This is a genomic window from Mesorhizobium sp. WSM3626 (assembly GCF_000513935.1).
In the GTDB taxonomy this organism is placed as follows: domain Bacteria; phylum Pseudomonadota; class Alphaproteobacteria; order Rhizobiales; family Rhizobiaceae; genus Mesorhizobium; species Mesorhizobium salmacidum.
In genome coordinates this window covers 129014-152115 of sequence record NZ_AZUY01000007.1, presented here as the reverse complement: position 1 = coordinate 152115, position 23102 = coordinate 129014, and the positions used below count along the sequence as shown (strand labels likewise).

The following is a 23102-nucleotide window of genomic DNA, read 5'->3' as shown; positions in this document are numbered from 1 at the left end:
GCGGTTCAGATAAATTCCATCACAGAGACGCCCAAGTGACCGAAGCAGGACTTACCATGCTCAATCGGACCGCGGAGAACGTTGCCCGGGCAACCCCGGAACCGTTGGCGCGCAAGGTCCGGGGCATCAGCGACAAGGGCCTCGCCTGGCTGTTCATCTCGCCGACGATCCTGTTGCTGCTCGCCATCAATATCTTCCCGCTGTTCTGGGCGATCTATCTGTCATTCACCAATTTCCGCGCCAACCGCCCCAACGAAGTGGTGAAGAACCTCGGTTTCGCCAACTACCAGCGCATCCTCGACGACCAGGACATCTGGATCGCCATGCAGACGACGGCGCATTTCGTGTTCTGGACCATCCTCTTGCAGACGCTGATCGGCTTCACACTGGCTTGGCTGATCGACAGGAAGTTCCGCGGCCACGCCTTCTGGACGACGCTGATCCTGGTGCCGATGATGTTGTCGCCGGCGGTGGTCGGCAATTTCTGGCGCTTCCTCTACGAGCCTCAGATCGGGCTGTTCTCTTATGTGATCTCGTTCGTGTCGGGCATTCCGCCGACAAGCATCCAGATGCTCTCCAACGTCTCGCTGGCACCGTGGTCGATCATCATCGTCGACACCTGGATGTGGACGCCATACGTCATGCTGATCTGCCTCGCGGGCCTGCGTTCCATCCCTGAATACATCTATGAGGCGGCCGAGGTCGACCGCGCCTCCAACTGGCGACAGTTCTGGTCGATCACCCTGCCGATGGCGCTGCCCTTCATCATGCTGGCGGTGCTGTTTCGCGGCATCGAGAACTTCAAGATGTTCGACATGGTCAATCTGCTGACCGGCGGCGGACCGGGCTCCACCACCGAGGTGGCCTCGATCACGCTGAAGCGGCAGGCCTTCGAAAGCTGGCGCACCGGCTATTCGTCAGCCTTCGCCATCATCCTGTTCGTCGCGGTGTTCGGTCTCGCCAACATCTACGTCAAGGCACTCAACAAGGTGAAGCAGAGATGAGCCTGACCACTGCCCATTCGGTCGTCGCCCCCTCGGCAGGTTCGAAGCGCATCGCCGGCGCCATCATCATCGCCTACGCGCTGATCTCGATCGTGCCGCTGTTGTGGATCTTCGCCACCAGCTTCAAGACGCCGCCGGACTCGATCGCCTATCCGCCGAAGATCGTGTTCCAGCCCAGTATCGAGGGCTACTGCAATTTGTTCACGACGCGGACTAGGCAGACGCCGGAATACATCAACTCGCTCGGACCGGCGACCGGCTTCTGCGACGAGACGGTGCGCAAGCGCAACATGGTGATCGCCGGCCCATCCAACTTCCTGCCGCGCTTCATCAATTCGCTGGTCATCGCCTTCGGCTCGACCTTCTGCGCCGTCTTCCTCGGCACGCTGTCGGCCTATGGCTTCTCGCGCTTCAAGGTGCCGCTCGCGGACGACCTTCTGTTCTTCATCCTGTCGACACGCTTCATGCCGCCGATCGCGGTCGCCATCCCCATCTACCTGATGTACCGCGAGCTTGGGCTGTCGGACACCGCGCTCGGCATGATCCTGCTCTACACGGCGGTCAACGTATCGCTGGCGGTCTGGCTGCTCAAAGGCTTCATCGACGAGATTCCGCGCGAATACGAGGAAGCCGCCATGATCGACGGCTACACGCGGCTGCAGGCCTTCTGGCGCACCGTGCTACCGCAGGCGACCACCGGCATTGCCGCGACCGCCATCTTCTGCCTGATCTTCGCCTGGAACGAATACGCCTTCGCCGCGCTCCTGACCTCGGGCACGGCGCAGACGGCGCCGCCCTTCATCCCCACCATCATCGGCGAAGGCGGGCAGGACTGGCCGGCGGTGGCGGCCGGCACGACGATCTTCCTGGTTCCGATCCTTGTCTTCACCATCCTGCTCCGCAAGCAATTGCTGCGCGGCATCACCTTCGGTGCTGTGCGCAAATGAGCATGACCAAGCCCATCAAACGCAAGTCGCGCTGGCCGCGCTGGGCAAGGCGCGGGCTGATGGAAAACATCGCGACCGCACTGATCGCCATCGGCTTCCTGATGCTGTTCCAGCCCTTCGCGCTGTCACTCTACACCTATTCCTTCATCACCATGCTTGCCGGCACGGTGATGTTCATCATCGTCTCGAAATTCCCGGAATAATCATGGCCGAAATCCGCGTCCAACATCTGAGAAAGGCCTTCGGCGATTTCGTCGCGGTGCAGGACTCCAACTTTGTCGTCGAGGACGGCGAGTTCTTCGTCATGCTCGGACCGTCTGGCTGCGGCAAGACCACCACCTTGCGTATGATCGCCGGGCTCGAGCTGCCGACGGGCGGCCAAATCCTGCTCGGCGGCGACGACGTCACCATGCTCCGGGCCCGCGAGCGCGACATCGCCTTCGTCTTCCAGCTGTTCGCGCTCTATCCGCACATGAATGTGCGCAAGAACATCGGTTTCCCGCTTTTGGCGCAAGGCATGCCGTCGGCCGAGATCCGTAACCGCGTCGAGGAGACCGCGAAGCTTCTGCGCATCGACCATCTGCTCAACAAATCGGTTTCGGGACTGGCGGGCGGTGACCGCCAGCGCGTCGCGCTCGGTCGCGCCATCGTGCGGCGGCCGAAATGCTTCCTGATGGACGAACCGCTGGGGACCCTCGACACCGAATTCCGCGATTTGATGGTCCATGAGTTGCGCGAGCTGCACAACCGTATCCATGCGACGACTGTGTACGTCACACATGACCAGATGGAAGCGATGTCGATGGCCGACAAGATCGCCGTCATGAACCACGGCGTTATCGAGCAGTTCGGCACACCGCGCGAGATCTACGACCGCCCCGCTACCATGTTCGTCGCCGACTTTATCGGCTCGCCGCCGATGAATTTTCTGGGCTTCGGCGGCGGGCTTTCCAAAGGCGCGATGGAGATCGTCGTCCAGGGTGCCAAGGTCGCGGTGCCGGAAGTGCGCGAGGACCTCGCGCCGGCCGACATGGCGCTCGGCATCCGGCCCGAGCACATCCGCTTCGACGATGCCTCCAAGCTGCGCGGCGCGATCTACGGCACCGAATATCTCGGCACCACGCAGATCGTGGCGGTGGAGACGGCGGACGGCATCATCAAGGCGCGCGTGCCGGCCGAAATTCGGCTCAACACCGGCGACCATGTCGGCCTGACGCTGAACAGCGCGCGGCTGTCGCTGTTCGACAAGGGCTCCGGGCGCGCGGTGAGAACGGCGATCCACGATACTGCCTCGGAGCGGAGAGTGCAGCATGGCTGATGTGCGCATCAAGGGCGTGACCAAGAATTTTGGCGAGCAGACCGCCGTCAACGGTCTCGACCTGCATATATCGGACGGCGAATTCGTCGTGCTGCTCGGACCGACCGGCGCCGGGAAGACGACGACGCTGCGGCTGATCGCCGGGCTGGAGCGGCCGGATGCCGGAACGATCGAGATCGGCGGCCACGATGCCACGAACCTGTCGCCGGCCGAGCGCGACACCGCTTTCGTCTTCCAGCAATATTCGCTCTATCCGCATTTGTCGGTGTTCGACAACCTCGCCTTCCCCCTGCGCTCGCCGGCGCGGAAAATACCGGAAGACCAGATCCGGCGCCGAGTCGAGGAGGTGGCGAAGATGGTGCGCATTCATCACAAGCTTGCCAACCGGTCGACGAAATTGTCGGGCGGCGAAATGCAGCGCGTCGCCATCGGCCGCGCGCTGGTGCGCAAGCCGTCCATCTACCTGATGGACGAGCCGCTGTCGTCGCTGGACGCCAAGCTGCGCGCGGATCTCAGGCTCGAACTGAAGCGCATCCAGTCCGAACTCGGCGCCACCATGCTCTACGTCACCCACGACCAGATCGAGGCCATGACCATGGCCGATCGGATCGGCATTCTCGCCGACGGCGTGCTGGTGCAGATCGGCTCACCACGAACCATCTATTCCGAACCGGCAAACCTGCATGTGGCGGCACGGCTCGGCCAGCCCGCGATCAATCTCCTGCCGACGGGGCTGCTGCCTGACGGCGGCGCGCCGGTCGGCACAAAGACGATCGGCGCACGCACCGAGCATCTGGCGATCGAGAAAGCCATGAACGGCCATGCCGACGGCGTTGTCGACTGGGTCGAGCATCTCGGCGACCAGAACCATCTGCATGTGACGGTGGGGCCGAAGAAACTGGTGACGCTGACCGATCCCGACACCGATCTCGCGCAGGGCGACAAAGTGATAATCCGTTACCGGTCGCCGCTCTATTTCGGCGCCGACGGACAACGACTGATGTGAATGATTTTCGGCATCCCCGCCAAGGTTATGCCGGCTTCTGATTGACGATTGCGAAATACGGGACGAATTCGATGAAGCACTTTTTCAACCGCAGGGAAACGATCGTCACCGAGGCGCTGGACGGATTGTTGCGCACCATTGGCTCAGGCGACCTCGCGCGCCTCGACGGCTATCCCGAGATCAAGGTCGTGCTGCGCGCCGATTGGGACAAGTCCAAGGTTGCCGTCGTCTCCGGTGGCGGCGCCGGGCACGAGCCGTCGCATGCCGGCTTTGTCGGCAAGGGCATGCTGACGGCTGCCGTCTCGGGCGAAATCTTTGCCTCGCCGAGCGTCGAGGCCGTGCTGGCGGCCATTCGCGCGGTCACCGGTCCTGCGGGTTGCCTGCTGATCGTCAAGAACTACACCGGCGACCGGCTCAATTTCGGCCTGGCGGCCGAGAAGGCGCGCGCCGAAGGTTTCCGGGTCGATATGGTGATCGTCGCCGACGACATCGCGCTGCCCGATATCGCCCAGCCGCGGGGTGTTGCCGGCACATTGTTCGTGCACAAGATATCAGGCCATCTGTCGGAAGCCGGCCGCGATCTGGCCGAGATCGCGTCAACCGCGCGTGCTGCTGCGAAGGATATCGTCTCGCTCGGCATGTCGCTGTCGTCCTGTTCGATCCCAGGCCAGCCGCATGAAGACAGGTTCGGCGCCGACGATGGCGAGCTCGGCCTTGGCATCCATGGCGAGCCCGGCGTCGAGCGCATCGCGGTGCAGAGCGCCGACCGGCTGGTGGCTGTTATGGCGGAGCGCCTTGCGGCGCGGCTCGACCCGAAGGCCACCTATGCCTTGCTGATCAACAATCTCGGCTCGGTGCCACCGCTTGAAATGTCGCTGGTCGCCAATGCGGTGCTTGCCTCGCCGCTCGCCAAGACCGTCAAGCTGACGATAGGCCCCGGGCCGCTGATGACGGCGCTCAACATGAACGGTTTCTCACTGTCGATGATCAAGCTCGATGCGGCGCGCGAAACCGCTTTGCTGGCCGCAGTCGGCCCGCATGCCTGGATGCCGGCAAAGCCGGTCGTTGCGCCTGCTGTCGTGCCTATGACCAAGGCAGCCGGACAAGGCGCGGCGCGCAAGGCCGGCCAGGATGCAGGCACCAGGCGCTTGATCGTCACGGTCTGCGAAAGGCTGATTTCACTCGAAGCGACATTGAACGGACTGGACGCCAGGGCGGGCGACGGCGACACCGGCTCGACCGTGGCGACCGGCGCGCGCAGCATCCTCGAACGGCTCGATACGCTGCCGCTTGCCGGCCCGGCGGCAACGCTTGGCGCGGTGGGCGACATCCTGAGCGCCTCGATGGGTGGCTCCAGCGGCGTGCTGCTGTCGATCTTCTTCACGGCGGCGGCGCAGGCCATGGACAGCGGTGCGAAGCTATCCAAGGGGCTGCTCGCCGGGCTTGAACGAATGACCTTCTACGGCGGAGCCGAACCGGGCGATCGCACCATGGTCGATGCGCTGGAGCCGGCCTTGAAGGCGCTCGACGGCACGGGCCTGGAGGAAGCCGCGATAGCGGCCCGGCGCGGCGCCGAGGCCACCGCCGCGATGGGGAAGGCCAAGGCCGGACGGTCCGCCTATGTCGGCGCCAAATTGCACGGCGTGGTCGACCCCGGCGCCCATGCCGTGGCCGAAGTGTTCGCGGCCGCCGCCACGCTGCTTGTCACGGCCTGACGCATGCACCAGTTGTCGAACGACCGTTCTTTCGCTACTGCGGGCAAGGTGGAAACCGGGAATTCGGGCGACATGACGGCGCTGGACCTTTCGAGGCTGATCACGGCGGCCGCGGACACGATTGCCGCTCACGCCGAGGAATTGACGGCGCTCGACCAGGCGATCGGCGACGGCGACCATGGGCTGAACATGAAGCGCGGCTTCGAAGCCGTGCGCGCCGAGGCCGATGCGTTCGCGGCAAAGCCGCTGCCCGACGGCCTGAAGGCGATCGGCACCAAGCTGGTGATGACGGTGGGCGGTGCCTCCGGCCCGCTCTTCGGCACGCTGTTCATGGCGCTCGGCAAGGAGATTTCGGCGGAGCCCGACCATGCCAATTTGACGGCTGCCTTCGGCAAGGCGCTCGAAGCCGTGGCCGCGCGCGGCAAGTCACAAGTTGGACAGAAAACCATGCTCGATGTGCTGCAGCCGGTGCGTGACGCGCTGGCCAAGGGCAAAACGGCGGCTGAAATAGCCGACATCGCGGACGCCGCCGCCGAAGCGACCGTCCCGATGAAGGCGCTGCGCGGCCGTGCCTCGTTCCTCGGCGACCGCTCCATCGGCCATATGGATGCCGGCGCGCGCTCGACCGCGCTGCTGGTGCGCACGGTGGCGCAAATCATCGGGGACAAAGCATGAGCAATGTCGGGATCGTGATCGTGTCGCATTCGCCGCTGGTCGCGGAGGGCACGGCCGACATGGTACGCCAGATGGTGGGCGACGAAGTGCCGGTTGCGTGGTGCGGTGGAAACGGCCATGGCGGGCTCGGCACCAATGTCGAGGCGATCATGGGCGCCATCGACAGGGCCTGGTCGGAAGCTGGCGTTGCCGTCCTTGTCGATCTCGGCGGCGCCGAGACCAACAGTGAAATGGCGGTCGAGATGATCGGCGAGCCGCGTGCGCACAAAATCATCGTCTGCAACGCGCCGATCGTCGAGGGCGCGGTGATGGCGGCGACCGAGGCATCCGGCGGCGCCTCGCTGCGGGAAGTGGTCGCGACGGCGCACGAATTGTCGCCGTCGTGAGTGAACGGGATTTTTGAAGACATGTCGGAAACCGCTGAAGCGACCGTCCTGATCACCCATGATGTGGGCCTGCATGCGCGTCCTTCGGTGAAGTTCACCAAGCTGGCCAAGAGCTTTGCCGCCGACGTGGAAATTGCGCTTGCCGCCAACGGCCCATGGTTCGATGCCAAGAGCATCGTCAAGGTGATGGCGGCCAAGGCGCCGAAGGGCACGGTGCTGCACATCAGGGCCAATGGCGATGGTGCCGATGATGCTGTCCGCGCGCTGATCGAACTGGTGCAGCGCGATTTCGACGAGGATGCCGGCCATGTCCGCTCGGCTTGAGGCCGATGCATGCCTTGGCCGGCCCGCTGGGAATGCGGGCCATGCGCATTGAGGGTGTTTCTGCCTCGGCCGGCTATGCCGAGGGGCCTCTGTTCGACCTCGGCCGGCCTGCAAGCATCTACGCGAGCAAGGCAAGCGCCGCGGAAGAGAAGATGTCGCTGGAAGCAGCGATCGGCACGGCGATGAACCGGCTCGTGGCCATGATCGAAACCGCCGACAGCGATGCCGCCGGCATACTCGAATTCCACCTCGCCATGCTGGAAGACGACGCGCTAAGCGGACCGGCCTTCGCGTCGATCGCTTCCGGAAAACCCGCCGACGCGGCCTGGCGGCAGGCACTCGATGCCGAGATCGCCGGCTACGACGCCTCGGACCAGGATTATTTCCGCGCCCGCGCCACGGACCTGCGCGACATCAGGGACCAAGTGCTGCGCGCCCTGACCGAGGACGGTGGCAGCACGGCACCGGCGGGCGCCATCCTCCACGGCGAGGACATCGCGCCGACGCGGTTTCTCGAAACCGACTGGAGCCATGGCGGCGGCATCGCGCTGAAGGCAGGCAGCACCGCCAGCCACGTCGCCATGCTGGCGCGCTCGCGTGGCGTGCCGATGGTCGTGGGTCTGCGCGAGCCGCTCACCGCTGTTGCCGGCATCGCGCTGCTCGACGCCGAGCACGGCAATATCGTTCTGGCGCCCTCGGCTGTGGAGATCGGCTCGTTCCGGCAGGCATCCTCCGCCTTCACCGCCCGCCAAGGCGACGCGCGCACCTTTCTGGCGCGGCCGGCGGCGACGAAGTACGGTACCGCGGTGCGGGTGCAGGTCAACATCGCCGACCCCAGGGATGTCGACGCCATCGATATCGAAACCTGCGACGGTGTCGGCCTGATGCGCACGGAATTCCTGTTCGGTAAGACGCTGCCGGATGAAGAGACCCAGTATCGCGCCTATCGCAAAGTGCTGGAATGGGCCGGCGAAAAACCAGTTACGATCCGTACCGTCGATGCCGGAGGCGACAAGCCGGTGCCGGGCTTCACCGTCGAGGAAGGCAATCCGTTCCTTGGCTTGCGCGGCATCAGGCTGTCGCTGGCCAGGCTCGACATATTCCGTGTTCAAATCAGGGCATTGCTGCGCGCCGCGCCACACGGCAATCTCAAAGTCATGTTTCCGATGATCGCCACATCAGAAGAGTATGAACGCGCCGCTGCCCTGTTCGCCGAGGAAAGGGCGGCCCTTGCCGCGCGCGGCATCGCGCAAGAGATGCCGCCGCTCGGCATCATGGTCGAAGTGCCTTCGGTGGCCATCGCGCCGGAGGCGTTCGCCGGCGTCGCCTTCCTGTCGATCGGTTCCAACGATCTGACGCAATATGTGATGGCGGCCGCGCGCGACAATGCCGCTGTGGCCCACCTGAATTCTGTTCGTCATCCCGCGGTGCTGAGGCTGATCGGTTCGGTCTCGGCCTTCGGACGGGAAACCGGGATTCCCGTCAGCCTGTGCGGGGATGCCGGCGGCGACCCCGCCTCGATCCCGTCGCTGCTGGAGGTCGGCCTGCGCGATCTCTCGGTCGCGCCGGCGCAACTCGCCATGGCCAAGGCGGCCATCGCGGACATCCCGGTCTAGGCGGCAGGCATGATCGATATCAAACTCGAACCCCGTTCCGAAGAGGCGATCCGCGCCTACAAGACGATCCTGTCACAGGTCATCGACCAGCGCCCGTCCGGCATGCGCCAGCGCCTTGCCGACGCGCTTGGCAAGCACCGCAGTTTCGTCACGCAGATTTCGAGCCCCACCTATTCGATCCCGATTCCGTCGAAGCATCTGCCCGCCATCTTTTCCGTCTGCCATTTCAGCCAGGCCGAGCGGGACCAGTTTCTCGCCGCCTATCATCAGGCCCATCCAGGGAAGATCTCGATCGCCGCGGGCGCGCGCAAGACAAGACACGTTTCGCTCATCGTGCCGGATTTCGGCGACGACAAACAGAATGCGGCGCTCGACCGCGCGATCAACGAATTCATCCAGAAGGTCGCCAGCATCACCGGCAAGAGTGGCTGATTGACCCCTTGATGTCAGGCTATTTCGGGAGGAGACGGCCGTGAAGAAATTCATGAACTCGGTGGACACGGTGCTGACCGAGAGCCTCGACGGTTTCGTGGCCGCTCATGCCGACATCCTGGTGCTTGGCGAGGAGCACAAATTCATCCGCCGCAAGATGCTCAAGCCGGGCAAGGTGGCGCTGATCTCCGGCGGCGGCTCCGGCCACGAGCCGCTGCATGGCGGCTTTATCGGCCATGGCATGCTGGACGCCGCCTGCCCCGGCCAGGTGTTCACCTCGCCGACGCCGGACCAGATGCTGGCCGCCGCGCAAGCTGTCGACACCGGCGCCGGCTGCCTGTTCATCGTCAAGAACTATGAGGGTGACGTGATGAACTTCGACATGGCGGCGGAAATGTCGGAAGGCGTGCTTCAGGTGGTGACCAATGACGACGTCGCTGTCGAGAATTCGTCCTATACGACCGGACGGCGCGGCGTCGCCGGCACGCTGGTGGTGGAAAAGATCGTCGGTGCCGCTGCCGAGCACGGGCTGGGGTTGCCGGCGTTGAAGGCACTGGGCGAGCGAGTCAACGACGCGACCCGCTCGATGGGTGTGGCGCTGACCAGCGGCACCGTGCCGGCGGCCGGCAAACCGACCTTCGATATCGGCGATGGCGAGATGGAATTCGGCGTCGGTATCCATGGCGAGCCCGGCCGCCGCCGCGACACCTTGAAGAGCGCCGATGCGATCGCGCAGGAGATCTGTGCCGCGATCCTTGGGGATCTGGATGGCAAGGCGAAAGGCCCGGCGCTGCTGTTCGTCAACGGTTTCGGCGGCACGCCGCTGATGGAGCTCTATTTGATGTACAACAGCGCTCGCCGGATTTTCGAGAAACATGGCGTGACGGTAACCCGCTCGCTGGTCGGCACCTATGTCACCTCGCTCGACATGGCCGGCTGCTCGATCACGCTGACCCTGCTCGACGACGAATTGACGGGCTGGTGGGACGCACCTGTCCACACGGCCGCGCTGCGCTGGGGCCTATAAGGCTGGCTTCGGCCGCGCTTTTCTGCAACCATTCTGGACAATCCACTTAGCCATGGATTTGCCCGGGTTGATGCTGCCCTCCCTCACCTTCGCAGAAGAAAGACTGCTGCTGCGCTTGGCCGATCCGGAGGTCGCGGCGGTCGAGGACAATTTGTCGGCGAAGGCACTGTCGGCGCTGCTCGACAATGCCGAATTCCACGGCGTCCTGCCGATTATGCTGCGTAAGCTCAGGGAGCGCGGCGACGCGCGCCTGCCTGAAGATCCAGGCCTGCAATCCAAGCTGGATGATCTGCGCCAGAAGGCGACGATCGCCACCGGCCAATCGATGCTGCTGCAGTATCATGGCGACCGCATCATGAAGGGGATGGCGGCGGAAAGCATTCCGGCGCGGATCGTCAAGGGACCGGTCTTCGCGCGAAAACTCTACCGCAACGTTTCCGACCGGCCGTTCACCGACATCGACATCCTCGTCGAGCCCGCCAATCTTGCGCGGGCAAACCAGGTGATCGCGGCGTCAGGCTTCGAGCTTGGCAGCAACGAAGCCGAATCCTACCAGCTGCAGGAGTTCAAATGGCTGGAAAAGGAGAACGCCAGCCTGCTGGTCGAGCTGCATGGCGACCTTGTGCACGATACCGGCATGCGGCGGCGCCTGTCCCTGGGCTTTCGCGAGCTGGGCATCATTGACGGCGAGGCGACGGACACGCCGGCAGCCCTTTTGACGATCGCCATCGTGCATGCGGCAGGGGGGCATAAATTCCACCGGCTGCAGCTTTGTGTCGACGTGCTGCAAGGCGTACGGGCGCTACAGTCGCCGAAAGCAGAGCAACGCCTGCTCGATGCCGCCCGCATGACCGGCATCGAACTCGAACTGGCGATCGTGCTCAACGTGACCGGCCAGTTGTTCGACGAACCGCATGCGCTCGAACTGGCCGGACGGATCAAGCCCGACCTGTCGATACGGCTGGCCAAAAAGCTGATCACGACGAACACGCTGCTCAGGGTCAATTCCCGAGAGAAGATCGGCTCGCGCCTGCGTCGCGATGCGTTCCGCTGGATCCAGCGGCTGGCCAAAGCCAGGCCATACGCGGCTTGAAGTGGCCGTCAGTCCCGTGACGTCAATGTGGCGCTTATCAGCGCCGCCGCGTCGGCCGGACGCGCGCCCACTTCCAGGGTGAAGGTCGGCACCGAGGAGACCAGCTTGCCGATCGTCGCCAGCCGGCGCTTCTGCAGCGGCAGCAGGCCGGTCATGCCGGTGCGGACATTGTCCATCGCCAGCGCCACCATCGCGTCGGCCCGGGCCATGGGCGTGAGCCGGGTTTCTTCGTCGGCCGATCGCGCAAGGTGCAGGAGTGCTGCTACCGGACGGGCGGTCGGGTTCTCGATTTTTATGATCCCACCCAGCTTTTCCAGCGAAACAGCCTGTTCGCCGTTACGGTCCCAGGACGGCCCGAGACATGGCGCCACAAGCGGGATCATCCGCGCTGTCTTCTCATGGATCTTGACGTGGCGGGGCAAACCCCAGGCAACAGGCGTGGCGGAAGCGACATTCAGGATCATGGCATCGTCGGAGCACAGGCCGAATCCTTGCGTTGCCAAGGCCAGCGATGTGGTGGTCTTGCCGGTACCGCTCGGGGCATGGACCAGCACGACGGCGTCGCGGCCCGGCAGCGTCAGGCCCGCGGTGTGCAGCACATGTTGGTCGCCGGCATCGAGTGCTGCGTCCAGCATCAGCATCGAAGGCGTCCAGGCGGCCTTGCTGTCGGGCACGATGCGGAGTCGAGCCCAGCCCTTCTCGTTGATCTCGACGGTCTGGCGTCCTGGCAGGACCAGATGGACGCTGGCGCCGTCCGTGATCATTCGGCAGTAGCCGTCGTCCGGGATCTCGCCGTCAAAGACCAGGGATCCGGCGGGTATCTCGTCCAATGTTTCCGCCTCGACGATGTCGAGATGAAAATCCGCTTCGGTCGAACCTTCGACGCGCAGGCTGGCGAGCATCCTGTCGAAGTCCCGCCATAGCTCGGCACGGTCGGCCGAAATGCCGAGGACATGGCCGTTGAGATCATAGAAGGCGCAAGGTCTGGTCAAGCGGCGCGCACTTTCGAGGCGCGGTCATGGTGGCGATAGATCTCGACCATGCCGGGAAGGCTGTCGCTGACCACCGGCCTGCCGTCGAGGCAGACCCAGCAATGCGCCGACAGCCGCGACGCTTGCAGCGACTTCGGATCGACGCCGAAGCGCAACTCCGGATCGAACCCGGCAAGGCGCAGGAAACGGTGGCCGAGCAGTCCTTCCCGCAGGCATCTGCGGTCGCGCATCAGCCAGGGACGGCGCACGGCACGGTTGATACGGGCGATAATGTAGGGGGCTGGCAAGCCGCGATAGGGCGTCGGCGAGGCGAGCGGCGCCCATTTCAGCACCTCCTCGAAGCTGCGGTTGGCAATGAGGACCGGCATCAGCCGCGCGCTTGCCCAGAGATGGCAGCGGAACAAGGCGCGCAGGAGGGGACTGTCCGCCATCAAGCAGCCCTTCAGCTATCAAGCCCTGGAGCGGCGAGGATGCCTTCCGAGACCAGATCGGTCACCAGCGCCGCCATGTCCTCGTCAAGCGTGCCCTTGTCGACCTCGAACTCCTCGCAAAGCAGGCCCACGATCTGGCCGAGGCTGCGCGCGCCATCCACCTTGTCGAGAAAAGCTTCGGTCGTGCCGTTGCAGGTATAGAGCTGGCCGCTGCGCGCCAAAAGCACGACCGCGCCGTCGCCGACATGCTGAACCGAGGCATCGTCCGCCAGCCGCAGAACCGTTCCAGAGGCAATTTCCATCACGAGCCCCAAAAGCCAAGCAAAACCCCGAAATGAGATAGCGCGGTGGTGGGGCGCTGTCTATCGGCCGGCTGGGTATGGCCCGCAGGCCTCTATGTTTGCGACAGGCTCTCGTCAGGCCGCAACGTCCATCCACGGCCGAAATCGTCCCAGAAATAGTCGTCGGAATGACGCGGCAGGCGAGTGCGTTGACCGGCAAGACCGTTGCTTTTCTTCCCTTGGGTAAGGTAAGAACTCCCCGGGACTTGGGGAGATAAGCGTATGCGTTACAATTGGGAGCGGGCTCCAACGACTTTCGAACGTCATCGAAAAGCTCTTGCGACAGCCATTTTGATCTTCGGCGGTGTCGGCCTCATGCTGGTGGCCTTGCCGATCTAGTGCAATCCACATTTGTCCAACGAATCCTGTTCGTTAGACGGCTATCGATGGATCGCTCAGCGGAGCTGCCCGGTCACGGCGATGAAGCGGCGATCACGCCCTTCAAAGCCTTGGCTGAAGCGCTGCACCAGCACGACGATCACCGCCGGCTTGCCAGCCGGTGTGTATTCATAGGATTCCGACAGGCTGTAGGAGCTCGGGCAGTTCCTCGAGCCCGGTACGGCCTTGTCCTCATGCAAGGTCCTGAAAGGCTTGCCGTCCTGGCCTTGCAGCGTCAGCCGGAAACCGAGCGCCTTGCCCGATGTGTCGCCTTGCTGGATGTCATCGAAGTTCGCCGAACAATCGGCCGTGCTGCCGGCCAGAATCTGTTCCAGCTGGATCGTCGAAACCCCGGTTTCGTCATAGAGCGGCGAAAGCCATTTCTGTGACACCTGCTCAAGGCGGGGAATGTCGTTGTAGGCGACCATTTCACCGGGAAAGGTGAACTTGTCGGAAGCCGTCTGCTTGCCGCGCGATGCGATGGCATATTTGGCAAGGGTGGGTCCTGCCTTGGTGGTCGCTTGCGCCCTTGCCTGATCGAGGCTCAGCGTCGACTCCTCGGATTCGTCGACGATCAGGATCGGCTTGCCGCCGACGAACTCGTCGGTTCTGATATCGATGATATCGATCTCGGAATAGCCGGAGGCCGAGGCACCGGCGTCAAGCGTTCCGTATTGTTCGAAGGCGAAATAGACGCCATCGGGCGAGAAGCCGATGATGCGCCGTGCCGCGGCATCTCCGGCATGGGCGATCCCGGCTGAAACCGCCAGTGCCACGCCAATTGCCAGCCCGATAGCCGGCCTTGCCGCGATAGACCACCGATAGTGCATTCGTTCACCCCCTAGGTACCCACTTCACGACACCGCGCGTGTCAGGTCAAGACGCGGCCGACTGAGACGAAAATGCAGGGAGACATCGCCCGAAGAAACAACATAGGCTATTGCCGAGGACCGCAAATCGTTCCTGGGGAGGTTACGGATGGCTTCACGCTATCACGAGGTCTATGACGGCTGGAAACGCGACCCGGAAAAATTCTGGGCGGAGGCGGCCGAGGCCATCGACTGGTATTCGCCCTGGGACAAGGTGTTCGATGCCGCCGCCGGCGTCTATGGCCGCTGGTTCACCGGCGCGACCTGCAACACCTGCTACAACGCCCTTGACCGGCATGTCGCCGGCGGGCGGGCCGACCAGATCGCACTGATCCATGACAGCGCCATCACCGGAACGGTGAAGAAGTTCACCTATGCCGAGTTGAAACGCGAAGTGGTGGCGCTGACCTCGGTGCTCAAGAACCGCGGCGTCGGCAAGGGCGACCGCATCATCATCTACATGCCGATGGTGGCGGAAGCGGCCATCGCCATGCTCGCCTGCGCCCGCATCGGCGCCGTGCATTCGGTCGTGTTCGGCGGCTTTGCCTCGCATGAGCTTGCCACCCGCATCGACGACGCAAAACCGAAACTGATCATCTCGGCGTCCTGCGGCCTGGAGCCGGGCCGGGTGGTCGCCTACAAGCCGCTGCTCGACAAGGCGATCGAGATGTCCCGCCACAAGCCGGACGCCTGCCTGATCCTGCAGCGCGACCAGTTGCGCTGCGATTTGAAGGACCATTTCGACGTCGACTATGCCGACGCCGTCGCCCGCGAACGGGCGGCCGGCGCCAATGTAGACTGCGTGCCGGTGCTGGCGACCGACCCGCTCTACATCATCTACACGTCGGGCACGACCGGCCAGCCCAAGGGCATCGTGCGGGACAATGGCGGCCACATGGTCGCGCTGAAATGGACGATGGACAACGAGTTCGGCGTCAAGCCGGGAGAAGTGTTCTGGGCGGCGTCCGACGTCGGCTGGGTGGTCGGCCATTCCTACATCGTCTACGGACCGCTGCTGCATGGCTGCACCAGCGTGCTGTTCGAAGGCAAGCCGATCGGAACGCCCGATGCCGGCACCTACTGGCGGGTGATCTCGGAGCATGGCGTGGTCGCGTTGTTCACCGCGCCGACCGCCTTCCGCGCCATCAAGGGGCAGGACCCCAAGGGCGAGTTCGTGCCGAAATACGATCTGTCCAAATTCCGCACGCTGTTCCTCGCCGGCGAGCGCGCCGACCCCGAAACCATCAAATGGGCGGAACAGAAGCTCAACGTGCCGGTGGTCGACCATTGGTGGCAGACCGAGACCGGCTCGCCGATGACGATCAACCCCGCCGGGCTCGGCCTGTTGCCGGTGAAATACGGCTCGCCCGGGGTGCCGATGCCGGGCTACGACATCCGCGTGCTCGACGATGCCGGCGATGAGGTGCCGCGCGGCACGCTGGGCAATGTCGTGGTCAAGCTGCCGCTTCCGGCGGGCTGCCTGCCGACGCTGTGGAATGCCGATGCCCGCTTCCGCCAGGCCTATCTCGATGAGTTCCCCGGCTTCTACAAGACGGCCGATGCCGGCATGATCGACGAGGACGGCTATCTCTACGTGATGGCCCGCACCGACGACATCATCAACGTCGCCGGGCATCGGCTGTCGACCGGCGCGATGGAAGAAGTGCTGGCCGCCCATCCCGACGTCGCCGAATGCGCCGTCGTCGGCATCGCCGATGCGATGAAGGGCCAGATTCCGCTGGGCTTCGTGGTGCTGAACGCCGGTGTCGCGCGCGAAGGCGGCGCCATCGAGAAGGAGGTCGTCGCGCTGGTGCGCGAGCGTATCGGCCCGGTCGCCGCCTTCAAGACCGTGGTGACCATCAAGCGGCTGCCCAAGACGCGGTCCGGCAAGATCCTGCGCGGCACCATGCAGAAGATCGCCGACAAGGAAGCGTGGACGATGCCGGCGACCATCGACGATCCCGCCACCCTCGAGGAAATCACGGCGGCGCTGAAGGCGCGTGGCATCGGCGTGTAGGGAGCACTGCCGGCATCTGGGTGGCGCTACCGTTCCGCTATGTTGCGGCGCTGCGAACTTTGTGACGGCCGCAGGGCGGGACGGCCGAAACTTTGCGCAATCCCGAAATGAGAGCGGCGGCCTATCTCAGGCCGCTGTCTTCGACCGCACTTCCGACTTGTCGAGATAGTAGCTCGAGTACTTGTCGAAGAATTTCTCCGACGCGCCGAACGATCCGTATTTGGCCAGCTTCTTCAGATCGACCTTGTTCAGCACCGCGCCGACGATCTTGTTGGCGACATAGGGTTCGGATTCCAGCATGGAGCGCACCATGGCGCGCGGCGTGCGGCCCCATTCGGCGACCAGAACGAAGCCGTCGACGAGCGGCGCGAAGGCCTTGGCGTCGACCACCGGCCCCAGCGGCGGCAGATCGACGACGATGTATTCGAACGTCTCCTTGGCGTTCTCGATGAAGCGCCGCATGCCGGCCGAGGAGAGAAGCTCGCTGGTGTGCGAGAAATGCCCACGCGACACCGCCGGAATGATCGCCAGCTTGGTCTGCCTGTCGATCTTGCCGACGGACTGCCAGGTTTGGCCGCTCACCACGGCTTCCATCAACCCTTGCTCGGCTTCCATGCCGAGGCTGCGGCTGAGGCCCGGATTGCGCAGGTCGCCGTCGATGAGCAGCGTCCTGGCGCCGTTGGCGGCGAGCAGACCGGCGAGATTGGCCGCGACCGTCGACTTGCCTTCGCCGGGCAGGACCGAGACCACGCCGATGACGCGGCTGGCCTGCCCTTCCATGACGACATCGAAAGCGATCTTGGCGCTGCGCAGCGTTTCGGAGAACATCGACGCCGGAGCGTCGATGCTCACCCGCATTCGCGCGCGCCTTTCAATGGCGGCCGGCGATCTGGCGACCTTGAGATCGGGCTCGTCCGGTTTGTCTTCCTTCGTCGGCTTGCTGCCGATGGTGGGCAGGTAACCGAGGAATTTGAGGCCAACGCGGTCGCGCACCTCCTCGCCGGTCCTGAAGAACCGCTCATTGAATTCGTTCAGCCCGCCGAAGCCGGCGCCCATCAGAACGCCGAGCACCAGCGAAAGGCCGAGCACGATGACGGTGCGCGGGCTCGAGGCGGCAAGCGGCGTCGACGCATCCGAGATGATGCGGATCTTGCCGACCGGGAAGGATTGCTGCTGCGCGGCTTCCTCGTAGCGGCCGAGGAAAGTCTGGTAGAGTGTGGTCAGCGCCGTCGCCTTCTGGTCGAGGTCGCGCAGCTTCACCTGCGACTGGTTGTCGATGGAGCTCTTGCCTTGCGCGGCGGCGACATTGGCCCTGAGCGCGGTCTCGCGCGCCAGCGCCACCTCGTACTCGTTGCGATAGTTTTGGGTCAGCTGCTTCAGTTCGCCGAAGATCTGCGCCGATATGTCGGCCTTCTCCTTGGCGAGCGCCACCGCCTGCGGATGCTGCGGGCCGAAATTCGCCTCCACATCCTGCTGCCGCTTGGCGACGGTGAGGTAGCGCGTCTTCAGCGCCGCGATGACTGCGCTGCTTGGCTGGTCGCTGGATATGGCGGCGTCCTTGAAAGCGTTGTCCGAACCGCTGTCGACGATCGACTTGTATTGCTGGTAGCGGGCGCTGGCACGTGCCGTGTCGGCCTGCGCCACGATGAGCTGGGCGTTCAGATCGGCGAGCTGCTTGTCGCTCATCAGCTGGCCGTCGCTGTTGGCGGACAGGCCATGTTCGGCCCTGAATTTCTCGACCGCCAGCGATGCCTGCTGCGAGCTCTCGCGCAGTTCGGTCAGCCGGCCCTGCAGCCAGACCGCCGCGCGCTCGGTGGCGTCGAAGCTGGCATCGAGCTGATCGGCGAGATAGGCGTCGGCATAGGCCTTGGTGATGGCTTTCGCCAAACCCGGATCCGTCGCTTGATAGCCAAGCGCGATGACGTAGCTTCGCCCGACGCGATCGGCCCGGATCTCGTTCTGCAGCTTGAGGATGGCATAGTCGCGTCGCGACGTGGCGATCAGCGCATCGCGCGCGGCGGGGTCGAGCTTGGAGATATCGCCGGCGCCCGGCGTGGACTGGCTCGGATGGACATACTGGATCAGACCGCGGATCATGCCGACGCCCTGGGCAAGCGCCGACTGGGGCGGGTTCATGAACGCGTCGTTCTGGTCGAGCTTGAGCTTGTCGACGACCACGGCGGCGAGCCGGGTCGAGGTCAGGATCTCGATCTGGCTCAGGATGGCCGAATCGGTCTGCATGGTTGTCGATGTCGCCGAGATGTCGTCGACGATCTTGTTCAGGCCCTCATCGATCAGCACGCTGGAGACCGACACAAATTTTGGCGGCGTCGTCTGCAGATAGAGCAAGCCCAGGAAAAGACCGATGATGGCGCACACGCCAACCACCTTGGCCTGCCGTGCGGCCATGCCAAGCAGCCGCTCGATATCGATGAAGTCGTCGCCGTCTCCTGCGTCCGAATTCGGCAATGGCATCCTCTTGTCGAGAGGAAAATTGGCATAATTCATCTTCGGTCCAATTCTGGCTTGTCTCGCTCGCGGGCCCCAGAAAGATCGGGAGCATTGGCGGACGCGACACACGCTTGGGGCCGGACAGCGAGGAGCCGACCGGCCCCTCCGCCGTCAGCCGTCCGACAATGCTCCCGAAAGATGGGCATTATGCGGCTTCTTCCTGGCGTTCATGCGTCCGGACGAACTCCCGGAGCATCTCGAAAACCGGGCCCTTCATGTCGTCGCGCGCCAGCGCGAAGGCGATATTGGCCTGGATGAACCCTTCCTTGGAACCGCAGTCGAACATGCGGCCCTTGAAAGGCTGGGCAAAGAATGGCTGCTGCTCCGACAGGCGGACCATGGCGTCGGTCAGCTGGATCTCATTGCCGGCGCCGCGTTGCTGGTTGCCCAGAAGCTGGAAGATCTCGGGCTGCAGGATATAGCGGCCGTTGATGTAGAAGTTCGACGGCGCGTTGGCTGGCGCCGGCTTTTCGACCATGGCGGTCACCTCGAAGCCGCCGCCAATATCGGCGCCACGGCCGACGATGCCATATTTGTTGGTCTCGGTCGGATCGCAGCGCTCGACGGCGATGACGTTGCCGCCGGTCTCGGCATAGAGGTCGGTGATCTCGGCCAGGCATCCGCGCCCTCCGAAGGAGACCATGTCAGGCAAAAGCAGGGCGAAGGGCTCGTTGCCGATGACCTCGCGCGCGCACCAGACGGCATGGCCGAGGCCTTGCGGCGATTGCTGGCGGATGAAGGAGGTGGCGCCGGCCACCGGAAGCAGGCTTTCCAGCGACTGCAATTGCGCCTTCTTGCCGGTCTGCTCCAGGGTCCCGATCAATTCCGGATGGAGGTCGAAATAGTCCTCGATGACCGCCTTGTTGCGGCCCGTCACGAACACGATGTGCTCGATGCCGGCCTCGAAGGCCTCGTCCACCGCATATTGCACGACGGGCCTGTCGACGACGGGAAGCATTTCCTTCGGCATCGACTTGGTCGCCGGCAGGAACCTTGTTCCAAGCCCCGCCACCGGTATCACGGCCTTCCTGATTTTCTTCATCGCAAATTCCTTCTGAGGAGATCGACTTCAGTCCATTCACAGGCCACGAAAAATCCCTCCATGTGCCTGCATCTTCACCTCCCCACCCCCACGGCAAACTGTGCCGCTACTCTTCGCAACCGCACGGCGATCGGCATGCCCATATGCCCGACCGCCGCCGGGTCGCTGAGCGCAGTCCGGATCGCCTTGAGCGGGGACCGCGCCTTGATGTGCTGAACCATCGCCAGGAACGAGGCTGCCTTGCGCAGGCTGCGGCCGCGCCGGGCGAACGCTGCCTGCGCTGCCTCATCCATCTGGTGGGTTTGAGCGAACACCGCATCTGCTTTGCGCATCGCTTCGACGTGATGAAGCTCGAGCACACGGGAGATGGAGCCGCTGCGAATATGATAGGCATAGCCGATAGTAGGCTCGACCACGCATCTGCCGCCCTTGGCCAGGGCGTCGGCAAACAGGATGTAGTCCTCGCCGATCCTCAGTTTCTCGTCATAGCGCAGTTGGTTCTCGTCGAGGAAACTGCGCAGGAAGATCGGCTTGAGGTAGCCGAAATTGAATTTCGATTCGAAGACGACGTTGCCGGCGATGTAGGTGGCGAGCGTTATCTCGCGCAGATCTTCCAGATACTGGCGCGGGAACATCGCGTCCTCGACCACACCGTCCTCACGGACGACCTGGAGATTGTCGACGGCGATCTCGGCGTCCGCCTTTTCGGCGCGGCCCATCATGGCGGCGATGCGGCCGGGAAAGACGGCGTCGTCGGAATCGAGAACCGCGATCCACCTGCCGCGCGCGGCGTCGAGCCCAGCATTCCTGGCCCCACCGGGGCCTTTGTTCTTTTCGAGCGCCACGACGCGCACGATGTGCTCGGGATAGGCTCGCGCCACATCGAGTGTGCCATCACGCGATTTGTCGTCGACGACGATGATTTCGAGGCTGACGCCCTGCTGGGCGATGGCGCTGGCGATCGCCCGATCGAGGGTTGCCTCGGCGTTGAAGGCCGCAATCACAAAAGAAACATCAGGGACGAAGGCACCATCAGGCTGCATGCTTGCCCCCTTCCCCTGGTGAAGGCTGGCCGTAAAGGCGCAGTTCGCGCACACCGACAAGGCCGCTGACGACGCCGACATGCATGATGCCGCGCAGTACGCTGCGGTTCCTGCGCATCGGGCTGGCGGCAACCGGAAGTGCGGCGGCAAAGCAATAAGCGGCCTTTGCCGCGGCAAGGCCGGCCTGCTTCACCCGCGCGATGCCGCTGGCATTGCGGCCCAGGAGATGGCCGTGCGTCTGGCCGACCCGGAAACGACGGCGGCTGAGCCAGTCGAACGCGGCTCTGGCCCTCGGCACCGCCTCGTCCACCCATGCTTCGGGCGCAAAGGCGATCCGGCCGCCTGCCTTGTGCATCTGGTCGAAGAATTCGGTGTCCTCACCGCCGGTCTGGCCGCGCGCCAGGCTGAAGCGGCGGGAGCGCAGGCTGTCCGATCCCATGCGCAGCAGGACGTTGCAGGTGTAGCCGGTGCGGATTTCGCCGCGCACGCGAACTGGCAAGGTGGAATGGAAATCGCCGCGGCGCATCCAGTCCGGCGCATCCGGGCGATAGAGCGCGCGCACCGGGCCGAGAACCGCGGCGGCGCCGCTCTTTTCAGCCATCGCCACCAGTTCGGCGAGCCAGTGGGCGGTGGCGGTCTCATCGTCGTCGATGAAGGCCAGGAAATCCGCCTTACTGGCGTCGAGACAAGCGTTGCGGGCAATCGAGATGTTACGCGCCGGGCAATGCCGGTAGCGGACCGGCAGCTTCAATTCCTGCGACAGCGCCGTCACCAACGCCCTGGCGCTTGGCGTGTCGTCATTGTCGGCGACGATGACGCCGACCTCGAAGCCGTCAGGCATGGCAAGCGCGGCGAGCGAGCGCAGCGTGTCGGCCAGTTCCGGCCGCCGGAACGTGCACACGCCGATGTCGATGCTGCGGTTCCTGGCCCCAGCCACCATCACGCCGCCCTCCGCCACGCGCCGAGGCCGAGAAGCTGCAGCCAGAAGCCGACGGACCAGCCGAAATGCATGACCATCGCCGAGACGCCGGCAAGCGCGATATCGGCATTGCGCTGACTGATGGCCGTCACCAGGCCGTAGCCCAGGCACACCGCCACCCATAGCAACAGCGGCAGCGCCGCAATCCAGTGCACGAAGGAGAAGGCCGCCAACAGAACCACCGGGAAGACCGCCAACGGCACCATCTGCCGAACCTTCGGGATCACCCGGTGTTTCAGCACATTCTTGGCCCGGCCACGGCCGTAGCCGAGGTACTGGAAATAGAGGCCGCGCAGCGAAGTACGCGGATAGTAGACCATCTGCGTCCTGCCGCTCATCCAGATCCTGTAGCCGGCCTGCCTCAGCCGATAGTCGAGTTCCGCATCCTCGTTGTGGCTGAACGTCTCGTCATAGCCGCCGACGGCCTGGAAGGCCGATATCCGCATCAGCGCGTGATGGCCGTGGTCGACCCACTCGCCGGCGGAGAGGTGGCGATGCTTGGAGCCGCCGGTGCCGAGCTTGGAGTTCTGCGCCGCCGCCGCCGCCTTCTGCACGGTGCCGCTGCCGCTGGTCAGCATCGAAACCACCACCGAATCGGCGCCGGTGGCCTGCGCCTCCTCGATCAGCCGGTCGCAATAGTCGTCGGGATAACCGCCATGGGCATCGATGCGGATCAGATATTGCGCGCCCTCGCCGAATTTGGACACCGCCAGGTTGATCGCGGCACTCTGGATGCGCCTTTCATTGTGAAGCAGGATGATGCGCGGATCGTTCTTCTGGCGCTCGCCGACAATTGCCAGCGTACCGTCGGTGCTGCCGCCATCGGCAACGAGGATCCGCGCGCCAAGCCGTTCCGCCGCCGGGCAGAGCTGGTCGAGCAGCGCACCGATATGAGTTGCCTCGTTGAGGCATGGGATCACGATCAGGCTGGCGGCAGGCGCTTGCGTCATCGGGCG

Annotated in this window: 23 protein-coding genes; 14 read left to right on the top strand and 9 right to left on the bottom strand. The window is 64.3% G+C overall.

Going from position 1 to position 23102, the window contains the following annotated elements:
* The first annotated feature begins 56 nt into the window (after nucleotides 1–56).
* The 13 genes from M653_RS0108115 (at nucleotide 57) to M653_RS0108055 (ending at nucleotide 11543) form a co-directional block, all read left to right on the top strand.
* The gene (locus M653_RS0108115; protein ID WP_027142893.1) at nucleotides 57–1004 is read left to right on the top strand and encodes a sugar ABC transporter permease; all 948 of its coding nucleotides are present in this window, start codon (nucleotides 57–59) and stop codon (nucleotides 1002–1004) included.
* Nucleotides 1001–1951, top strand: coding sequence for a carbohydrate ABC transporter permease (locus M653_RS0108110; protein WP_027142892.1), 951 nt, complete (start codon nucleotides 1001–1003; stop codon nucleotides 1949–1951). Before M653_RS0108115 ends, M653_RS0108110 begins: the two co-directional genes overlap by 4 nt.
* Nucleotides 1948–2154: a hypothetical protein gene (locus M653_RS0108105; RefSeq protein ID WP_084636526.1), complete on the top strand. Its 207-nt coding sequence runs from the start codon at nucleotides 1948–1950 to the stop codon at nucleotides 2152–2154. Before M653_RS0108110 ends, M653_RS0108105 begins: the two co-directional genes overlap by 4 nt.
* A gap of 2 nt (nucleotides 2155–2156) precedes the next feature.
* Nucleotides 2157–3269 (top strand): ABC transporter ATP-binding protein, encoded by a 1113-nt coding sequence (locus tag M653_RS0108100; RefSeq protein WP_027142890.1) that lies wholly within the window; start codon nucleotides 2157–2159, stop codon nucleotides 3267–3269.
* The gene (locus M653_RS0108095; protein ID WP_027142889.1) at nucleotides 3262–4275 is read left to right on the top strand and encodes an ABC transporter ATP-binding protein; all 1014 of its coding nucleotides are present in this window, start codon (nucleotides 3262–3264) and stop codon (nucleotides 4273–4275) included. The genes M653_RS0108100 and M653_RS0108095 overlap by 8 nt, the downstream gene beginning before the upstream one ends.
* A gap of 71 nt (nucleotides 4276–4346) precedes the next feature.
* Complete coding sequence (locus M653_RS0108090; protein WP_027142888.1) at nucleotides 4347–5990, top strand: dihydroxyacetone kinase subunit DhaK; 1644 nt, start codon at nucleotides 4347–4349, stop codon at nucleotides 5988–5990.
* A 72-nt stretch (nucleotides 5991–6062) separates the two neighbouring features.
* Nucleotides 6063–6665: a dihydroxyacetone kinase subunit DhaL gene (dhaL, locus tag M653_RS0108085; protein ID WP_027142887.1), complete on the top strand. Its 603-nt coding sequence runs from the start codon at nucleotides 6063–6065 to the stop codon at nucleotides 6663–6665.
* Complete coding sequence (gene dhaM, locus M653_RS0108080; RefSeq protein WP_027142886.1) at nucleotides 6662–7051, top strand: dihydroxyacetone kinase phosphoryl donor subunit DhaM; 390 nt, start codon at nucleotides 6662–6664, stop codon at nucleotides 7049–7051. The genes dhaL and dhaM overlap by 4 nt, the downstream gene beginning before the upstream one ends.
* 21 nt (nucleotides 7052–7072) lie before the next feature.
* Complete coding sequence (locus tag M653_RS0108075) at nucleotides 7073–7375, top strand: HPr family phosphocarrier protein (protein WP_027142885.1); 303 nt, start codon at nucleotides 7073–7075, stop codon at nucleotides 7373–7375.
* Between the two features lie 41 nt (nucleotides 7376–7416).
* Nucleotides 7417–8991, top strand: a complete 1575-nt coding sequence (ptsP, locus tag M653_RS0108070; RefSeq protein WP_027142884.1) for a phosphoenolpyruvate--protein phosphotransferase — start codon at nucleotides 7417–7419, stop codon at nucleotides 8989–8991.
* Between the two features lie 9 nt (nucleotides 8992–9000).
* Nucleotides 9001–9423, top strand: coding sequence for a hypothetical protein (locus tag M653_RS0108065; protein WP_027142883.1), 423 nt, complete (start codon nucleotides 9001–9003; stop codon nucleotides 9421–9423).
* Between the two features lie 40 nt (nucleotides 9424–9463).
* On the top strand, nucleotides 9464–10450 hold the full coding sequence (gene dhaK, locus M653_RS0108060) for a dihydroxyacetone kinase subunit DhaK (protein WP_027142882.1): 987 nt from the start codon (nucleotides 9464–9466) through the stop codon (nucleotides 10448–10450).
* Nucleotides 10451–10520: 70 nt separating this feature from the next.
* Nucleotides 10521–11543: a nucleotidyltransferase family protein gene (locus M653_RS0108055; protein WP_032935114.1), complete on the top strand. Its 1023-nt coding sequence runs from the start codon at nucleotides 10521–10523 to the stop codon at nucleotides 11541–11543.
* Nucleotides 11544–11551: 8 nt separating this feature from the next.
* On the opposite strand, the gene M653_RS0108050 is transcribed toward M653_RS0108055, so the two are convergent.
* The 4 genes from M653_RS0108050 to M653_RS0108035 all read right to left on the bottom strand — a co-directional run bounded on the left by M653_RS0108050 (nucleotide 11552) and on the right by M653_RS0108035 (nucleotide 14515).
* On the bottom strand, nucleotides 11552–12535 hold the full coding sequence (locus M653_RS0108050) for a serine kinase (RefSeq protein ID WP_027142880.1): 984 nt from the start codon (nucleotides 12533–12535) through the stop codon (nucleotides 11552–11554).
* A complete protein-coding gene (locus M653_RS0108045) occupies nucleotides 12532–12966 on the bottom strand; it encodes a lasso peptide biosynthesis B2 protein (RefSeq protein WP_027142879.1) in 435 nt (144 codons plus the stop codon). Before M653_RS0108045 ends, M653_RS0108050 begins: the two co-directional genes overlap by 4 nt.
* A gap of 11 nt (nucleotides 12967–12977) precedes the next feature.
* Entirely contained in the window at nucleotides 12978–13268 is a 291-nt protein-coding gene (locus M653_RS0108040; RefSeq protein ID WP_084636524.1) for a PqqD family protein, read from the bottom strand.
* Between the two features lie 434 nt (nucleotides 13269–13702).
* Nucleotides 13703–14515: a DUF2259 domain-containing protein gene (locus M653_RS0108035; RefSeq protein ID WP_027142877.1), complete on the bottom strand. Its 813-nt coding sequence runs from the start codon at nucleotides 14513–14515 to the stop codon at nucleotides 13703–13705.
* A 148-nt stretch (nucleotides 14516–14663) separates the two neighbouring features.
* On the opposite strand from M653_RS0108035, the gene M653_RS0108030 reads away from it, so the two are divergent.
* Nucleotides 14664–16571, top strand: a complete 1908-nt coding sequence (locus tag M653_RS0108030) for a propionyl-CoA synthetase (protein ID WP_027142876.1) — start codon at nucleotides 14664–14666, stop codon at nucleotides 16569–16571.
* Nucleotides 16572–16697: 126 nt separating this feature from the next.
* Here M653_RS0108030 and M653_RS0108025 read toward each other — a convergent pair whose 3' ends face one another.
* From M653_RS0108025 to M653_RS0108005, 5 genes are all read right to left on the bottom strand, one after another.
* Nucleotides 16698–19079 (bottom strand): polysaccharide biosynthesis tyrosine autokinase, encoded by a 2382-nt coding sequence (locus M653_RS0108025; protein ID WP_027142875.1) that lies wholly within the window; start codon nucleotides 19077–19079, stop codon nucleotides 16698–16700.
* A gap of 148 nt (nucleotides 19080–19227) precedes the next feature.
* Entirely contained in the window at nucleotides 19228–20124 is an 897-nt protein-coding gene (locus M653_RS0108020; RefSeq protein ID WP_027142874.1) for a UTP--glucose-1-phosphate uridylyltransferase, read from the bottom strand.
* Nucleotides 20125–20198: 74 nt separating this feature from the next.
* On the bottom strand, nucleotides 20199–21167 hold the full coding sequence (locus M653_RS0108015; RefSeq protein ID WP_027142873.1) for a glycosyltransferase family 2 protein: 969 nt from the start codon (nucleotides 21165–21167) through the stop codon (nucleotides 20199–20201).
* Nucleotides 21157–22107, bottom strand: a complete 951-nt coding sequence (locus M653_RS0108010; RefSeq protein ID WP_027142872.1) for a glycosyltransferase family 2 protein — start codon at nucleotides 22105–22107, stop codon at nucleotides 21157–21159. The genes M653_RS0108015 and M653_RS0108010 overlap by 11 nt, the downstream gene beginning before the upstream one ends.
* Nucleotides 22107–23096: a glycosyltransferase family 2 protein gene (locus M653_RS0108005; RefSeq protein ID WP_027142871.1), complete on the bottom strand. Its 990-nt coding sequence runs from the start codon at nucleotides 23094–23096 to the stop codon at nucleotides 22107–22109. Before M653_RS0108005 ends, M653_RS0108010 begins: the two co-directional genes overlap by 1 nt.
* Nucleotides 23097–23102: the final 6 nt, after the last annotated feature.

Coding starts and splice junctions, on each gene's coding strand:
- M653_RS0108115 (WP_027142893.1), top strand. CDS start 57: ATGCTCAATCGGACCGCGGAGAACGTTGCCCGGGCAACCCCGGAACCG.
- M653_RS0108110 (WP_027142892.1), top strand. CDS start 1,001: ATGAGCCTGACCACTGCCCATTCGGTCGTCGCCCCCTCGGCAGGTTCG.
- M653_RS0108105 (WP_084636526.1), top strand. CDS start 1,948: ATGAGCATGACCAAGCCCATCAAACGCAAGTCGCGCTGGCCGCGCTGG.
- M653_RS0108100 (WP_027142890.1), top strand. CDS start 2,157: ATGGCCGAAATCCGCGTCCAACATCTGAGAAAGGCCTTCGGCGATTTC.
- M653_RS0108095 (WP_027142889.1), top strand. CDS start 3,262: ATGGCTGATGTGCGCATCAAGGGCGTGACCAAGAATTTTGGCGAGCAG.
- M653_RS0108090 (WP_027142888.1), top strand. CDS start 4,347: ATGAAGCACTTTTTCAACCGCAGGGAAACGATCGTCACCGAGGCGCTG.
- dhaL (WP_027142887.1), top strand. CDS start 6,063: ATGACGGCGCTGGACCTTTCGAGGCTGATCACGGCGGCCGCGGACACG.
- dhaM (WP_027142886.1), top strand. CDS start 6,662: ATGAGCAATGTCGGGATCGTGATCGTGTCGCATTCGCCGCTGGTCGCG.
- M653_RS0108075 (WP_027142885.1), top strand. CDS start 7,073: ATGTCGGAAACCGCTGAAGCGACCGTCCTGATCACCCATGATGTGGGC.
- ptsP (WP_027142884.1), top strand. CDS start 7,417: ATGCGCATTGAGGGTGTTTCTGCCTCGGCCGGCTATGCCGAGGGGCCT.
- M653_RS0108065 (WP_027142883.1), top strand. CDS start 9,001: ATGATCGATATCAAACTCGAACCCCGTTCCGAAGAGGCGATCCGCGCC.
- M653_RS0108055 (WP_032935114.1), top strand. CDS start 10,521: ATGCTGCCCTCCCTCACCTTCGCAGAAGAAAGACTGCTGCTGCGCTTG.
- M653_RS0108045 (WP_027142879.1), bottom strand. CDS start 12,966: ATGGCGGACAGTCCCCTCCTGCGCGCCTTGTTCCGCTGCCATCTCTGG.
- M653_RS0108040 (WP_084636524.1), bottom strand. CDS start 13,268: ATGGAAATTGCCTCTGGAACGGTTCTGCGGCTGGCGGACGATGCCTCG.
- M653_RS0108035 (WP_027142877.1), bottom strand. CDS start 14,515: ATGCACTATCGGTGGTCTATCGCGGCAAGGCCGGCTATCGGGCTGGCA.
- M653_RS0108030 (WP_027142876.1), top strand. CDS start 14,664: ATGGCTTCACGCTATCACGAGGTCTATGACGGCTGGAAACGCGACCCG.
- M653_RS0108025 (WP_027142875.1), bottom strand. CDS start 19,079: ATGAATTATGCCAATTTTCCTCTCGACAAGAGGATGCCATTGCCGAAT.
- M653_RS0108020 (WP_027142874.1), bottom strand. CDS start 20,124: ATGAAGAAAATCAGGAAGGCCGTGATACCGGTGGCGGGGCTTGGAACA.
- M653_RS0108015 (WP_027142873.1), bottom strand. CDS start 21,167: ATGCAGCCTGATGGTGCCTTCGTCCCTGATGTTTCTTTTGTGATTGCG.
- M653_RS0108010 (WP_027142872.1), bottom strand. CDS start 22,107: ATGGTGGCTGGGGCCAGGAACCGCAGCATCGACATCGGCGTGTGCACG.
- M653_RS0108005 (WP_027142871.1), bottom strand. CDS start 23,096: ATGACGCAAGCGCCTGCCGCCAGCCTGATCGTGATCCCATGCCTCAAC.